This is a genomic window from Streptomyces sp. NPDC017979 (assembly GCF_044328175.1).
Taxonomy (GTDB): domain Bacteria; phylum Actinomycetota; class Actinomycetes; order Streptomycetales; family Streptomycetaceae; genus Streptomyces.
The window spans coordinates 41,312-54,548 of the sequence record NZ_JBIRGU010000013.1 but is presented as its reverse complement, the minus strand read 5'-3'; the positions used below and the strand labels follow the sequence as shown (position 1 = coordinate 54,548).

The 13,237-nt window shown below is 71.0% G+C and carries 10 protein-coding genes; 5 read left to right on the top strand and 5 right to left on the bottom strand.

The window, feature by feature from the left end; all coding sequences use genetic code 11:
- Window positions 1-122: 122 nt before the first annotated feature.
- Window positions 123-743, top strand: a complete 621-nt coding sequence (locus tag ACH4E8_RS27820; protein WP_398453123.1) for an L-threonylcarbamoyladenylate synthase — start codon at window positions 123-125, stop codon at window positions 741-743.
- A 184-nt stretch (window positions 744-927) separates the two neighbouring features.
- Complete coding sequence (locus ACH4E8_RS27815; protein WP_398453120.1) at window positions 928-2,445, top strand: alpha/beta hydrolase; 1,518 nt, start codon at window positions 928-930, stop codon at window positions 2,443-2,445.
- Between the two features lie 375 nt (window positions 2,446-2,820).
- Here ACH4E8_RS27815 and ACH4E8_RS27810 read toward each other — a convergent pair whose 3' ends face one another.
- Window positions 2,821-3,915 carry a polyprenyl synthetase family protein gene (locus ACH4E8_RS27810; protein ID WP_398453117.1) on the bottom strand — a complete coding sequence of 365 codons (1,095 nt, stop codon included), beginning with the start codon at window positions 3,913-3,915 and terminating at the stop codon, window positions 2,821-2,823.
- A 406-nt stretch (window positions 3,916-4,321) separates the two neighbouring features.
- On the opposite strand from ACH4E8_RS27810, the gene ACH4E8_RS27805 reads away from it, so the two are divergent.
- The 3 genes from ACH4E8_RS27805 to ACH4E8_RS27795 all read left to right on the top strand — a co-directional run bounded on the left by ACH4E8_RS27805 (window position 4,322) and on the right by ACH4E8_RS27795 (window position 8,909).
- Window positions 4,322-5,590, top strand: a complete 1,269-nt coding sequence (locus ACH4E8_RS27805) for a condensation domain-containing protein (protein ID WP_398453114.1) — start codon at window positions 4,322-4,324, stop codon at window positions 5,588-5,590.
- A gap of 263 nt (window positions 5,591-5,853) precedes the next feature.
- Complete coding sequence (locus ACH4E8_RS27800) at window positions 5,854-7,221, top strand: cytochrome P450 (protein WP_398453111.1); 1,368 nt, start codon at window positions 5,854-5,856, stop codon at window positions 7,219-7,221.
- Window positions 7,222-7,274: 53 nt separating this feature from the next.
- The gene (locus ACH4E8_RS27795; RefSeq protein ID WP_398453108.1) at window positions 7,275-8,909 is read left to right on the top strand and encodes a prenyltransferase/squalene oxidase repeat-containing protein; all 1,635 of its coding nucleotides are present in this window, start codon (window positions 7,275-7,277) and stop codon (window positions 8,907-8,909) included.
- 18 nt (window positions 8,910-8,927) lie between these two features.
- On the opposite strand, the gene ACH4E8_RS27790 is transcribed toward ACH4E8_RS27795, so the two are convergent.
- The 4 genes from ACH4E8_RS27790 to ACH4E8_RS27775 all read right to left on the bottom strand — a co-directional run bounded on the left by ACH4E8_RS27790 (window position 8,928) and on the right by ACH4E8_RS27775 (window position 12,885).
- The gene (locus ACH4E8_RS27790) at window positions 8,928-9,956 is read right to left on the bottom strand and encodes a terpene synthase (protein ID WP_398453105.1); all 1,029 of its coding nucleotides are present in this window, start codon (window positions 9,954-9,956) and stop codon (window positions 8,928-8,930) included.
- A gap of 662 nt (window positions 9,957-10,618) precedes the next feature.
- The gene (locus tag ACH4E8_RS27785; RefSeq protein WP_398453102.1) at window positions 10,619-10,789 is read right to left on the bottom strand and encodes a hypothetical protein; all 171 of its coding nucleotides are present in this window, start codon (window positions 10,787-10,789) and stop codon (window positions 10,619-10,621) included.
- On the bottom strand, window positions 10,786-11,322 hold the full coding sequence (locus ACH4E8_RS27780) for a hypothetical protein (RefSeq protein ID WP_398453100.1): 537 nt from the start codon (window positions 11,320-11,322) through the stop codon (window positions 10,786-10,788). The genes ACH4E8_RS27785 and ACH4E8_RS27780 overlap by 4 nt, the downstream gene beginning before the upstream one ends.
- Before the next feature lie 57 nt (window positions 11,323-11,379).
- Complete coding sequence (locus ACH4E8_RS27775) at window positions 11,380-12,885, bottom strand: hypothetical protein (RefSeq protein WP_398453097.1); 1,506 nt, start codon at window positions 12,883-12,885, stop codon at window positions 11,380-11,382.
- Window positions 12,886-13,237: the final 352 nt, after the last annotated feature.

Genomic DNA, 13,237 nt, shown 5'->3' with positions numbered 1-13,237 from the left:
GCGGGCCGGGGGCGCAAGTCCCGTCACGTACCACGGCACGCCCCCGCCCTCGCGCAGGCCCGGGAACCACCGGGCACTCGGAGTGTCAGGACCGGCTCACCCGGCACCACTAAACTCCCCGGATGGCAAAGTACTTCGACGTGCACCCCCAGAACCCCCAGCGACGCACCATCGCGGGCGTGGCCGACAGCATCCGTTCCGGCGCGCTTGTCGCGTACCCGACGGACTCCTGCTACGCGCTGGGCTGCCAGCTGGGCAGTCGCGACGGAATCGGGCGCATTCGAGCGATCCGGGATCTCGATGAGCGACACCACTTCACCCTTGTGTGCGGGGACTTCGCCCAGCTGGGCCAGCTCGTGCACATCGACAACGACGTGTTCCGCGCGATCAAGGCGGCTACGCCGGGCAGTTACACCTTCATCCTGCCCGCGACGAAGGAGGTGCCGCGACAGCTGCTGCACCCGAAGAAGAAGACGGTCGGCGTCCGCATCCCTGATCACACTGTCGCCCAGGCCCTCCTCGCCGAACTCGGTGAGCCCCTGCTCTCCAGCACTCTCCTGCTGCCCGACGAGAAGGAGCCGCTGACCCAGGGCTGGGAGATCAAGGAACGGCTCGACCATGTCGTCGACGCCGTGGTCGATTCGGGTGACTGCGGCACGGAGCCGACCACGGTCATCGACTTCTCCAGCGGTGAGCCGGAGATCGTGCGCAGGGGAGCGGGTGACACCCTCCGGTTCGAATAGCCGCTTCGAGCTCCTGAGGGAACAGCGCGCCCGGTCCGGGCAGCCGGTTCGTCAGGGCGGTCCGCACCGGATCGGGTGAAGTGCGTCGCCGCGGTTCCGGGCCGCTGTGGTGGAGTCAGCTCCCGGAACGAGTGTGGTGTTGGCACCATGGAAAGTGGATCACTGCGCTTCTAGCGTATGAGTCGTGAAGAAGACCATGTCAGCAACCGCCTTCGCGCTCACGCTCGCCACGGTGATGACGACCGCGGGGCACACCGCGGTCGCCTCCCCCTCCACTGCCGCGGACGGCCTCGAACGATTCCGGAAGCAGACCGTCAACTGGGCAGAGTGCGACGATCCCGCGCTCGCCGCGAGCGGAACCGAATGCGCACGCATCACGGTTCCCCTCGACTACGGCAAGCCGGACGGCCGCACCCTCACCGTCGCGATATCGCGCATCAAAGCGACGGACCCGAAGAAGCGACGCGGCATCCTCCAGAGCAACCCCGGTGGCCCCGGCGGGCGGGGACTGTCCCTGCCCGCCGAGATCAAGGCGAAGATGACGCCCGAGGTGGCCGCGGCGTACGACGTGATCGGGATGGACACCCGGGGGCTGGGCGAGAGCACCCCGGTGGACTGCGGGCTGACCCGCGGGATGTGGCTGCGTGCGCCGGGCCCGGACCGGGCCGGATTCGACGAGTCCGTGCGGCAGTCCCGCGAAGACGCCCGTAAGTGCTGGGACAAGTACCCCGATGTGCTGCCCCATCTCTCGACCCGCAACATCGCCCGGGACGTGGATGTCGTCCGCAGCGCGCTCGGCGAGCGCAAGACCTCCTGGTTCGGCCAGTCCTACGGCACGGTTCTGGGCGCGGTCTACGCCCAGATGTTCCCCCACCGGATCGACCGCCTCGTCCTCGACAGTGCCCCCGGACCCGCCGACTACCACAGCTTCGAGATGGTGCAGAAGATGGGGCCCGCCAACGAGGAGGCACTCGACGACTTCGCCCGCTGGGCCGCCCCGCGCGACCGGGAGTACGGTCTGGGCACCACCGCCGCTACGGTGCGTGCCACAGTCGAGGGCCTGATCCGCAGTGCCGGGACCGAGCCGATCCGCGTCGGCGCCCACCGCGTCACCCAGCACGATCTGCCCCTCGTCCTCTTCAGCCTCATCACCGACGACACCGGGAACGCCGATGTCGCGCGAGCGCTGCGCGTCCTGCTGGACGCCGCCGCGGGGAAGCCGATCACCGTGCCCCCGGCCCTCAAGCAGTTCCTGGACATGATGTTCGACGCCCGTGGAACGGGGCGGGCGGCTGACTACGCCGCCCAACTCGGGGTGCTCTGCGCCGACGCCGTCATGCCGCGCGATCCCGAGTACTACTGGAAGGCGGTCGAGCGGTCCCGGACGTCGCAGCCCGTCTTCGGCCCGGTGACGAACGTGCCGCTGCCCTGCGCCTTCTGGAAGGAGAAGCCGCGCGAGCAGCCCACGAAGATCAACAACAAGGTGCCCGCGCTCCAGATACAGGCGACGGGCGACACCCGCACCACCTACGAGTCGGGGCTCCGGATGCACCGGGCGATGCGCGGCTCCAAGCTGGTGACGGTTCCCGCCCGCAGCCACGCGGTCTATCTCTACTACCCCAACGACTGCGTCAAGCGGACCGTCAACGACTACCTGCTGGACGGCACTCTGCCCGCGCGGAACACCGTCTGCGCCTCCTGAGGGCGGGTGGGCTCTTCCGGCTTACGGCCTGGGGCGGCCGTCGAACCGGGAGCCCACATCGGGCCATGTCCGGTCAACGCGGCCAGGGGAAGCTCTCCTCGGAAGAAGTGGGCCTGTGGCCGTTCCCGCCGCATCGCCACCCGGGCGACGGCACGCCGTTCCATCGATACGGTGTGTCCTTTACGGCGGTTGCTGGAGGCGTACCGAGGTTAGGTGCGCACACGGCGGAGTCGCATGACTGACGCCCGCCCGGTTCCCGACGCGGGGACGTTCACGGCCCAGGTGTCCATCAGCGTGCCGCGCCCCTTCCTCTCGTTCCGTAGGGGAGGGGGCCGGTTCGTTCGCCCTGTGCGATGGCCCGGTCCGTCGGCCGTGTCATGCCGGGTGTGCGGCGCTCCCGAGGGTGAGGCGGGACAGTGCATCGGCGAGCGGGGTGGGCAGTGCCAGGGCGTTGAGCGCGGTGAGGGCCCGGTTGCGCCGTTCGGTGATCAGGTGTTCGACCTCCGCCCGGGCCCCGGTGGCGACGAGGATGCGGCGCAGTCGGGTCGCGTCCTGCGGGCCGAGGCCCGGTCTGCCGAGCAGGGCGTCCAGGGTGTCCCGCTGCTCGGGTGTGGCGTGTTCCCGGGCGAGGGCCACGAGGACGGTGTGCTTGCCGCCGCGGAGGTCGTCGAGGTTGGGCTTGCCGGTTGTCTGCGGATCGCCGAACACTCCCAGGAGGTCGTCGGCCAGTTGGAACGCCTCGCCCGCCGGCAGCGCGTAGGCGCTGAGTCCTGCCAGGAGTTCCGGTTGCGCGCCGGCGAGCGCGGCCCCGATGTGCAGGGGTCGTTCCACGGTGTACGCGGCGGTCTTGTAGCGCGCGATCCGCAGCGCGAGTGAGGCGTCCGTGCTGGGCCGGCGGGCGGAGGTGATGTCCAGGTACTGGCCGTGGACCGTTTCCGCGCGCATCGCCATGACCAGCGGCAGTACCGCGGCCAGCCGATGGGGGGTCAGGTCGGTGTACAGCAGTTCGTCCGACCAGGTCAGGGCGAGGTCACCGACGAGGATCGCTGCGCTCACCCCCAGTTGTTCGGCCTGGTCGGGGTCGAGGGCGGCACCGAGCCGGTCGGCGAGCATCTGGTGCACCGTCGTGCGGCCGCGCCTGGTCACGGAGCCGTCCATGATGTCGTCGTGGATCAGCGCGAACGCGTGGAACATCTCCAGCGCCGCCGCCGTGCCCACCACCTCACCCGGCAGTCCCGTTCCGCCGCCGGCCTGCCAGCCGGCGATGCACAACAGCGGACGGATCCGCTTCCCCCCGGCGCCGATGAACTCCCGCAGCAGCGCGGGCACGTCCTCCGGAACCGGCCCCCCGGCGGTGCCGGAACGCTCCTTGGCGTCCAGGAACGCAGCGAGGTGGGCTTCAACGGCCGCGCGGTACTCGGCAGGGAGCCCGGAGCATGGTGGTGTGCCCGCTGCAGTCCCGCTGTGCATCGACACATCAGACATATCGCTCGTTTCCCTGGAAGAGGTCAGGCGCGCGGTGGTTTGGCCGTGATCGCCAGGTGTGCCGGGAGCGACGATCGCATTCTTGATATGTGCGGGTCAATACGGTCTTCCGGGGCCGTGCGGGCCCGCATCCGGGACCGCCCGGAGCGTTGCCCATCGGCCCCGCCACGGAACCCGGCAGCCCGGCCCCGTCCACGGCAGTGGGTTTACCCGTGCCCGCCCAGGGCAGCCTCCTGCGGCACCTGATCAAGAAACGGGATGCCGCGAACACGCACCCCGTCGCCCGGGCACCCGCCCCGGCCCGCCGCTCGTGCGCCACCCGATGAGCCTCAGCACGCCCGCCGCGGGCAGGCCGCCCCGAACGTGTTCCACCACGACCTGGAGGTGCCCCGTGCCGAATCCCGAACTGGCCCACCGACTGTTGTCCGTGAGCGAGTCCGTGCTCGCGGCGCTGGAGCAGCAGGTCGTGGTCGCCGTGACGATCGACGGCCCACTTGAGACCTCGGTCCTCCGAACGGCTGTGGACCGGCTGTGCAGACACCAGCCGGTGCTTTCGGCCACGGTCGTGGCCGAGGAGAGCGGGCTCGGTTTCCGGCTGGAGGCGCCGGCTCCCGGGGACGTACCGGTGGTGACCGGCGGGGACTTCGACGAGGCGATCAGGGGGTTCGCCCCCGGTGAACCGCTGCTGCGGGTCACCGTGCTGCCCCGCACGGACGGTGCGCACACGGTCGTCGTGGCCGTGCACCACGCGGTGAGCGACGGCGTCAGCGTCCTGGAGCTGATGCGCGCCCTGTGGGGGACGTACACGGCGCTGGTCACCGGCCGGGATCCGGAGGCGACGGAGACCCAGGGCGGGCTCCCCGCACCGATCGAGCAGTTGTTGGGTGACCGGCGCGACGGGGAGGAGATCGACGCCTTCCTCGCCCGTAGGGCCGAGTTCGCCGCCTCGGTCGTCCCCGCCGTCATACCGGCGCGGGAGGCGGTCGGGACCGGCTCGCACCTGAGCCGGGTTGCGGTCACGCCGTCCGGGACGCTGCGACTGCGGGAACTGGCGCAGCGGTGCGGGGGTTCCGTGCACGCCCTGCTGTCCGCGTCCCTGCTCGTCGCGGTGCGCAGGCAGATCGCCCCGGAGCGCGGGGCGCTGCCCCTCAACTGCATGTCGGCGGTGGACCTGCGCAGGCGGGTGACGCCCGCGGTCCCGCCCGGCCGGCTGGTGCAGGCGGCGTCCATCGCGTACACGGCCGTCGAAGTCGCCCCGGACGACGACCCGCTGGAGGTCGCACCGGAGTTCCGGTCCCGACTGCGCCGGTCGGTCGACGCCGGGGACCTGGAGTTGGAACTCATCGCGGCCGAACAGGCGGCGGCCCACTTCACGACCGCACCCATCAGCCTCGCGGTGACGAACGCGGCGCACCGCCCGCTCGCACTGGAGCTGCCGTCGGGCGTCACGGCCGGGTCCCTGCGGCTCTTCAGCCAGCCCCCGGGTCCGTTCCCGATCGCCTTCGTCACCGCCTCGTGGGAGGGGCTGGGCATCGACCTCGGGTTGGGGCGGAGTTGGTTCAGCGCAGGCCAGGGCAGTCGCCTCGCCGAGGCGGCCCGGGACGTCGTGGCCGGCCTGCTGGACGACGACGAAGCGGTCGAGGCCGTCCCTGCCGAGTAGAACGAACAAGTGAGCAGGCCCCAAGGCGCCGTGACGGACCCGAAACCGCTGCGGTCCAACGTAGGGCGCTAGACGAAACGATCCTGCGGGAGTACCCGTGGGACAACGGCACGGCCCCGAGATCGGAGACGCCTCATGACCTCTTCATCCACCCGCTTACCCGACCACTCGGCTCCTGCTTCCCCGCCGGCCACCCGGCCCGGCCGCGCCACCCGGAACCGCAGCGCCCTCCCTCGTACCTCCACCGGCCGTGGTGGTGGGCGATGACCGGTGGCACCATCGCCCGGGTCCCGGGCGCCCTGCCCCTGATCGGTCACACCGGAGGGTTCCTCAAGTCGCCGCTGGCATTCCTCCAGGGCCTGTCCGCGCACGGGGACCTGGTGGAGGTCCGGTTCGGGCGGAAGCGGGTCCTTGTCGTCTGCGACCCCGACCTGACACAGGAGATGCTCCGGCGCGACCGGGTCTACGACAAGGGCGGACCGGTCTACGACCGGATGCGCGAGGCCGCCGGCAACGGACTCGCGTCCTGCCCGAGCCGGGACCACCGCCGTCAGCGCCGGACGATCCAGCCCGCCTTCCACCACTCCCGGCTTCCCGGCTACGCCCGGATGATGACGGAGGTGATCGACGAGGCCGTTGGCGGCTGGGACGGACCGGAGGTGGACCTCAGCCACGAGACCCGCTCCACGGCGAGCAGTGTCCTGCTCGCCACCCTGTTCGGTACGGCCTTCGCCCCCGAGGCCCGCGATTCACTGGCCCGCGACCTCGAAACGATCCTGAGAGGGGGACTGCGGCGGGCCGTCCTGCCCGACGCCCTGAGCGCCCTGCCCACCCCGGCGAACCTGCGCTACCAGCGCGCCAGGCGCCGGGCGCGAGCGATGATGGCCGAGCTCATCCGAGGTGTGCGCGCCGGCGACGGGGGCGGTGACAGCCTCTTCACGACACTGGTCAGCGAACACGGGGCGGGCACCGGAGACCATCCCATGACCGACGAGGAACTCGTCGACCAGGCCATCACCATGTACGTGGCCGGCACCGAGACCACCGCGGGCGTCGTGTGCTGGGCGCTCCACCTCGCGGCCCAGCACCCGCAGGTCGGTCGGCGGCTGGCCGACGAGTGCCGATCCGTCCTCGGTCACCGCGCCGCGACCTGGGAGGACCTGCCACACCTGCCGTACACCCGGCAGACCCTTCTGGAAGCGCTACGGCTCAACCCACCGGGCTGGTTGATCACCCGGCTCACCACGACCGACGACGCCCGGCTGGGGGACCACGCCGTCCCGCGCGGCAGCACGATCGTCTACAGCGCCTATCTGCTGGGTCGCCTGCCCGCCCGGTACGAGGGTCCGGAGCGCTTCGCACCGGAGCGATGGGCGCCCGGGACGGTGGGCACCAAGGTCCCCGACGGCGTCTTCGGCGGCGGTGCGCGCAAGTGCATCGGGGATGAGTACGCGCTGATCGAGGGGGTGTTGATGCTGGCCACGATCACGGCGCGCTGGGACGTCCGCACGGCACCGGACGCCCCGAAGCGACCCCACCTGCCCGCGCTGACCCTCAATCCGACGCGGCTGGCGGCCACGGTGACCCCGGCCCCCAAGGCCCCGGCCTCCGCCCCGGACGGTTCCCGCTAGCTCAAGCCCTCCCCGCTCCTTCCCTTCACCCCTCCCCGAAAGGTGGGTCCCCCATGCCCGTCGACGCCGGCGCCCTTCCGCCTCCGGCACCGCGCGAGGCGGTCTCCGCCGCCGCCCGTCTGCTGGCCTCGGTGGACGGCGACCCCTGGGGCCGCACCAGCCCGACCGTGTACGAGACCGCCCGCGTCCACGCCTGGGCGCCGCACCTACCCGGGCGGGACCGGCGCGTCACCTGGCTGCTCGACCAGCAGCAGGCGGGCGGCCTGTGGGGCGACGGGCCGTCGGCGTACCAGGTGCTGCCGACGCTCGCGGCGGTCGCAGCCCTCCTCGCCCAACTCGACCGGCAACGGGAAGCCGGTCATCAGACGACCGGCCGTTCCCGGCCGGCCGGGAGGCTCGCCGACGCGGTCGCGGCCGGCGTCAACGCGCTGTACGGGCTGCCGCAGCACGACCCGCTGCCGGACACCGCGGCCGTCGAACTCCTCGTACCCGGACTGATCACCGAGGTCAACGACCGCCTCGACGCCATGGAGCCGGAGGCCGTGCACCCGGCCCTGGCCCCCGTGCTGCACGGCCGCCGACTGACCGCCGTCCACGGGCTGCCCGCCCTGCCGCGGCACCGGCTCGCCGAACGCCTCGCCCGCTTCCCCCGACTGCCCGTCAAACTCCACCACTGCTTCGAGGCCCTGGCTCCCACCTGCCCGCCCGGCCTGGTGCCCGCCTGCCCGGACCACCTGTTGGGCAGTTCGTCGGCCGCGACCGCCGCCTGGCTCACCGCTGCGACCGCAGCCCCCGGCGCCCCGGACCTCGACCTCCTGCTGCGGAGCACCGCCGCGCGCTACGGCGGCCTGTTCCCGGAGACCGCGCGGATCACCGTCTTCGAACGGCTGTGGGTGCTGACCGCTCTCCACCGGGCCGGACTGCTGGCCGGTCGTGAGCCCCTGGCGCGCCGCTGGGTGAGCGCCCTCGCGGCCCCCGGCGGCGTACCCGGTGTACCCGGCTTCGAGCCGGACGCCGACGACACCGCCGTCACCCTCCACCTCGCCGCGGCACTCGGCGTCCCCTACGGGCCCGAGGTCCTCGCACCCTTCCGGACCGGCGACCACTTCGCCTGCTACCTCGGCGAGGACACCGGATCCGTCTCCACCAACGCCCACGTCCTCCTGGCCCTCGGCACCTGGGCGCGCCACCGCCCCGATTCCGCCACCGATCACCGGAACACGAGTGCCCCCCTTGGCCGTTGGCTGCTGGAGCGGCAGCACGGCGACGGCCACTGGAGCGACAAGTGGCACGCCTCCCCCTTCTACGCCACCGCGAAGGTCACGGCCGCACTCTCCCGACACGGTGGTCCCGAGGCTGCGGATGCCCTGCGCAGCGCCGCCCGCTGGGTGCGGGAGACCCAGCGGGCGGACGGCTCGTGGGGGATCTGGGGCGGCACCGCAGAGGAGACGGCGTACGCCGCCCAGATCCTGCTGGACGCTCCGGAGCCCCCGACGGAAGCGCTCAGGCGCGCCCACGCCCACCTGACGTCCCGCGCGGACGACGACGGTCCGCCGCCCGCGCTCTGGCACGACAAGACGGTCTTCGCGCCGGGTGCCATCGTCCGGGCGGAAGTCCTGTCCACCCTGCACCGGCTGGATCGCCGACTGCCCGCCCCGGTGCCCGTCCCGCTCGGGCCCGCGGACTGACCCCGGAACGGGCCGGGGCTACTCCTTCCGCCAGCGGTCGCTCACCTCGTACAGCCGTCGCGTTCCCCCGATGGCGTGCGCAATCGCCCGGGCGTACTCCGACACGCCCTCCCGGGGCGAGGAGGACAACTGCCCGATGAGCCGGTGCGCGAGGACGGCCTCCTCCGCGCACCACCGGCCCGCCTCCGCGAAGGCCGCGTCCAGCGGCAGCCCGCGTTCACGAGCGATCAGCCAGGGCAGGGTCCGCGGTACGGAACCGAGCGCCCGCTGCTCGTACGCGAACGAGTACAGGTCGTTCGTCCGGCCCCACAAGGTGGCCAGGGCCTGGGTCAGTCGCCGGACTTCGGGGTCGGCGCGGGCGGCGGGGGACAGGTCTAGCCCCGCGCACGGCTCGACCAGAGTGGCGCCGACCGCACTGAAGAAGGTGTGCGGACGCATCGTCTCGTACTCCGCCGTGCTGACGGTCCGCTCCCGCGTGGTGGTCTCCCACAGCATCGCGACGAACACCTTGTCGAGCCGGGCCCGCACCCGTTCATCCTGAAGCGGTGTCAACAACTCCCGTGCCCGGGCCAGGAGTTCGGCCAGAGCGGCGGGGAAGTGGGTCGGCGCGGTCCCGGGAGCGGTGCCGGTCTCCAGGACTCCGACGAAGGAGGCTATGTGGGGGGCGAGTTCCGCGGTCGTGACCCGGGGCGCCTCCACGTGGACGTCGTCGAAGGCGGTGAGCCAGGCGAACAGGTCGGCGGACCACCGCAGCAGGTCCGCCTGGGCGTCCGGATAGGCCAGTGCCACCAACCGCCCCACCTTGCTGGCCTTCAGCCGCTCACCCGGCCCCTCCTCCACCAGCCGCCAGCCGTCGAGCCAGCCCCGGGTGCCGGATTCGACCTCCCCGGCCAGCGGACTGATCCGGCTCGGGAACAGACCCCAGAAGTCCGGTACTTCCCACGGCCCTCCACCAGCCGCCTCGCCACGGTCCCCAGACCTCACGGACGCTCCTCTCCACAGCGGTGACGCACCGAACGAACGAGTAGACCGGACTCTCTTCCCCACACGCGACTGCTTTCAGTCGGCATGAGACACAACCCAGCAGGAGGGGCACCGTGTGCCGGACGGTCTGCGGCACGCGCCCCGGGGCCCGACACGCACCGGGTCCCGGCCGCGCGTGCACCGGGCGGCTCCTTCACGCTCTCCGCGCGCGGCCCCCGCGCCTTCGGTGAGGCCCCGTGCGGACGACCGCGTCGCCAGCCTGACCATTACTGAAGGCGGCCGGCACGGTGAAATGGGTTGAAGTCAGAAGGAGGAGTGCAGTGGCGTCTTCAGCGCCGCAGCTCTACGGGCGGATCGCGGAGCGCTTTGGGGAGTTGATCCTCAATTGGTGGGAGGGCGTGCTGTGGTGTGCGCCCCACGGTGGGTCTGACGCGTCCCGGTTGAGCGCGAGACCGCAGTGAGGAGCGTCCGCGCGTTCGGCCGGGCCGTCTTGCCCGGCCGACTACCCCCGGCTGGACCTGGTCAGTTACGGCGGCTCCTTAAGTCGTACCGGGGGTAGGAACCGCCGTCAGGGGCCTCCCAGCGCAGGAGGACGAGCACACCGGAGGAGGGAGACGACGCGAGGACGTGCAGGATGGAGGCCATCGGCACGATGTCGTACGACTTCCCCCCGGCCCGTATCCGGTGCGAGGAACGCGTCCTTGAAATGCTCCACTCCTGGAGAGCTATCGCGGAACGAGCAGCACGGTTCCGATGGCCACTGTTCCCAGGAGTGCCACTGCCAGCGCGATGGCCGCTGCGCGCAGTCTCCGCTCCAGTGCACCGGCGCGGGCGCGGTAGTTCTCCCAAGCCTGGGAGGGGTCCCACCGCTGCTCCTCCACCTCCCACTCGGTCATGTCAGCATTCCCATGATCGTCTCGGCAGCCACCCCAGCCGCTGTCTGACCGGCCACAGCCGTGGCGGTGACGCCTGCGAGCGCAACGATCCTCCGCAGCCGCCCTTGCTCCACCCCGCCGCTGGCCTCGATCTCTCGTTCCGCCTCGGTGGCTTCCTCCCGTAGTTCGCCCGTTTCGCCGCGCAACAGCGCCAGTGCCTCGATCAGTTGGGGCGTTGCCTCGACGAACTGCTCCGACCGGTCGGTGGCTTGCGCGCCGGGTCCCGAGGCCGCCGCACCACCGGTCATCCGGCCGATGGCGATGCCACCGGGAAGCGGCGCCACTGGCGCGGGAGGCGGAGTGTCGGCACCTCGTGTGCCGAGTGACCTGCTGGAGTCCTCGGCCGTCGCCTGCTTCCCTGCCGCCACGGCTCCTCCCGCGAGTTCACCGATGACGATGCCTCCCGGTGGTTCCTCGCCCACTGCGGCCGTTCCGGTGTCGGGGCCTCGGCCGCCGCCATCCGTTTCTTCCTGCCTGCTCGTCTCCCCGCTCATGGCGATCTCATTTCTGTCTATGTTCCGGTCGTGCGGCCAACTGTCCCCTGAGGTCGGTCACTGGCGGGGGCCCAAGGTCCTCGTCATCCGCTGCCGCGCACGGGAGGACCGGCCGCCGACACCCATGGCGCGGGCGCCCCGGGCGCTGGCCCCCGCCCCGGATGCCACCGCACCGCCCTGCATGGACGTGATGTAGATGCCGCCCTGACTCACTTGGACGACCTGCTGCTCCAACTCCCCCGTGCGGTAACCCTTCGCCCTCATGGTCTGGAGTATCCCTGCGGCGACACGGTCCTGAAGCGTCTTGAGGTAGCGGTTGGCATCCATGTCCTCAAGCAGCGAGCTCTTCTGCGCTGCGGCGATTTCGCGCACTGACGTCACGGCTCCGTTGGACGGGAGCGTTGCCAGCGTGTTCCCGCTCGCCCTGCGCAGTCTGATCGCCGTGATCGCGCGGTTCGCCGTACCCAGGACGGAGAGAACCGCTGGTACTCCCGCCGCCGGAGAGACCAGAAGGGCTCGGGCCACCGACACCGCAGGGAGCGAGCGGCCCTGTCCGACCAGGTCGTCGACGAGGCTGAAGTGCGGCTTCAGCGCGCCCAGTACATGGGGGACGAATTCCACCGTCAGCGTTTCACCCAGCGTGTGCACCCTCACCAGGACGGAGACGGTCTGGAGCTCCGGTGCGCCCACCTGGATCCGCAGGAAATGCCGCCTCGCCTCGCTTCCCTCCCCGATCGATCCGTTCAGATGCCCGGCGACCGCGGCCTCCCCGTGATCAACTTCCTCCCTCGGCGGCCCCGCCGGCAGATAGACCACTTCATCGACTTCCATGGCCCGGAGGCGGTCCCGGCTCGCCGTCGACACCGGGCTCCGCGCGAGACCGTGCAGCTTGTCCTTCATGCTGTCCAGGACCTCGGCTGCGTCGAGGGGCGAGGGGGCGGCGCCCGGCTCGGGATCGAGGCGGATCACCATCGACCAAGGATCCACGGCCTGACCCAGACCGGCGAACGGCTGGTCCGGGTCGTACAGGACGATCCTGGAACGCTGTTCCCGGTCGATGACCCGACCGATCCTCCGCAGCCATGCGGGCCCGCCGATCTCCTGCCTGGGCCGAGTTGCGAAGACCGTGTCGCCGAGCTCGTCGCATGCCACCCTCTCGACAGCGCGGCGATGCGCCCACACCGGGATGGACAGCAGCAGCGGGAAGACCACCGCCGCCCACTGCGCGGAGTTGTTCCACACGGCGATGAGCGCCGCCGACCAGTAGAGAAGCAGCAAGCCCACGGGTCCAATGAGTTGCCTGACGGCCTTGCCTCGGTCCGTGAACGTCAGGAACTTCCTGGAGTACATTCCGCTGCCGTGGCCGGAGATGCTGTTTACCAGCCACAGAAGCAGACTCAGGACGGCGTAGTTCAGCACCCACACATAGGAGCCGGGCTCGGAAACGGGTCGGTCGGTGGGAATGAAGTCGGGCTCCAGAAAGATCTCCACGATGCCGGGAAGGTGGAGGCTCTCTTTCGTGAGGCTCAGACCGTAAGCCTCGGACAAGCTCCACTCAGCCATCCAGCTAAAACTTCTTCCCCTCGCCTCCGTCAGTAGGAAGAGCCCCCAGAGCAGGACGATCCAACGGCTCGTCCGGTACTCAAGTCTGCTGGCGCGTGACGCGTGTGCCAGCACCGCGACCACGTCGACACCGCCCGACGGAGCCATCGACCTCTCGCTACGCTTGACCAGTGTCTTCACGACGTTGCGCCGGAAGGGACGGTCGACGTAGGTGCCCCAGCAGAGCAGTCGGGTGGCTTCGGAGGAAGAGTGCGAGTTGTGGGCCAAATCCGATGGCGATTCGTGAGCAGGGGCTGGCTGAGAGGGAAGCCTCACTAATGGTCAATCCTTTGTCGTTGCCGTATGTCACATG

What these genes read in the sequence shown, in the direction of transcription:
- ACH4E8_RS27820 (WP_398453123.1), top strand. Translation starts at nt 123, where the DNA reads ATGGCAAAGTACTTCGACGTGCACCCCCAGAACCCCCAGCGACGCACC.
- ACH4E8_RS27810 (WP_398453117.1), bottom strand. Translation starts at nt 3,915, where the DNA reads ATGCACAGCGGGACTGCAGCGGGCACACCACCATGCTCCGGGCTCCCT.
- ACH4E8_RS27800 (WP_398453111.1), top strand. Translation starts at nt 5,854, where the DNA reads ATGACCGGTGGCACCATCGCCCGGGTCCCGGGCGCCCTGCCCCTGATC.
- ACH4E8_RS27795 (WP_398453108.1), top strand. Translation starts at nt 7,275, where the DNA reads ATGCCCGTCGACGCCGGCGCCCTTCCGCCTCCGGCACCGCGCGAGGCG.
- ACH4E8_RS27785 (WP_398453102.1), bottom strand. Translation starts at nt 10,789, where the DNA reads ATGACCGAGTGGGAGGTGGAGGAGCAGCGGTGGGACCCCTCCCAGGCT.
- ACH4E8_RS27780 (WP_398453100.1), bottom strand. Translation starts at nt 11,322, where the DNA reads ATGAGCGGGGAGACGAGCAGGCAGGAAGAAACGGATGGCGGCGGCCGA.
- ACH4E8_RS27775 (WP_398453097.1), bottom strand. Translation starts at nt 12,885, where the DNA reads ATGGCTGAGTGGAGCTTGTCCGAGGCTTACGGTCTGAGCCTCACGAAA.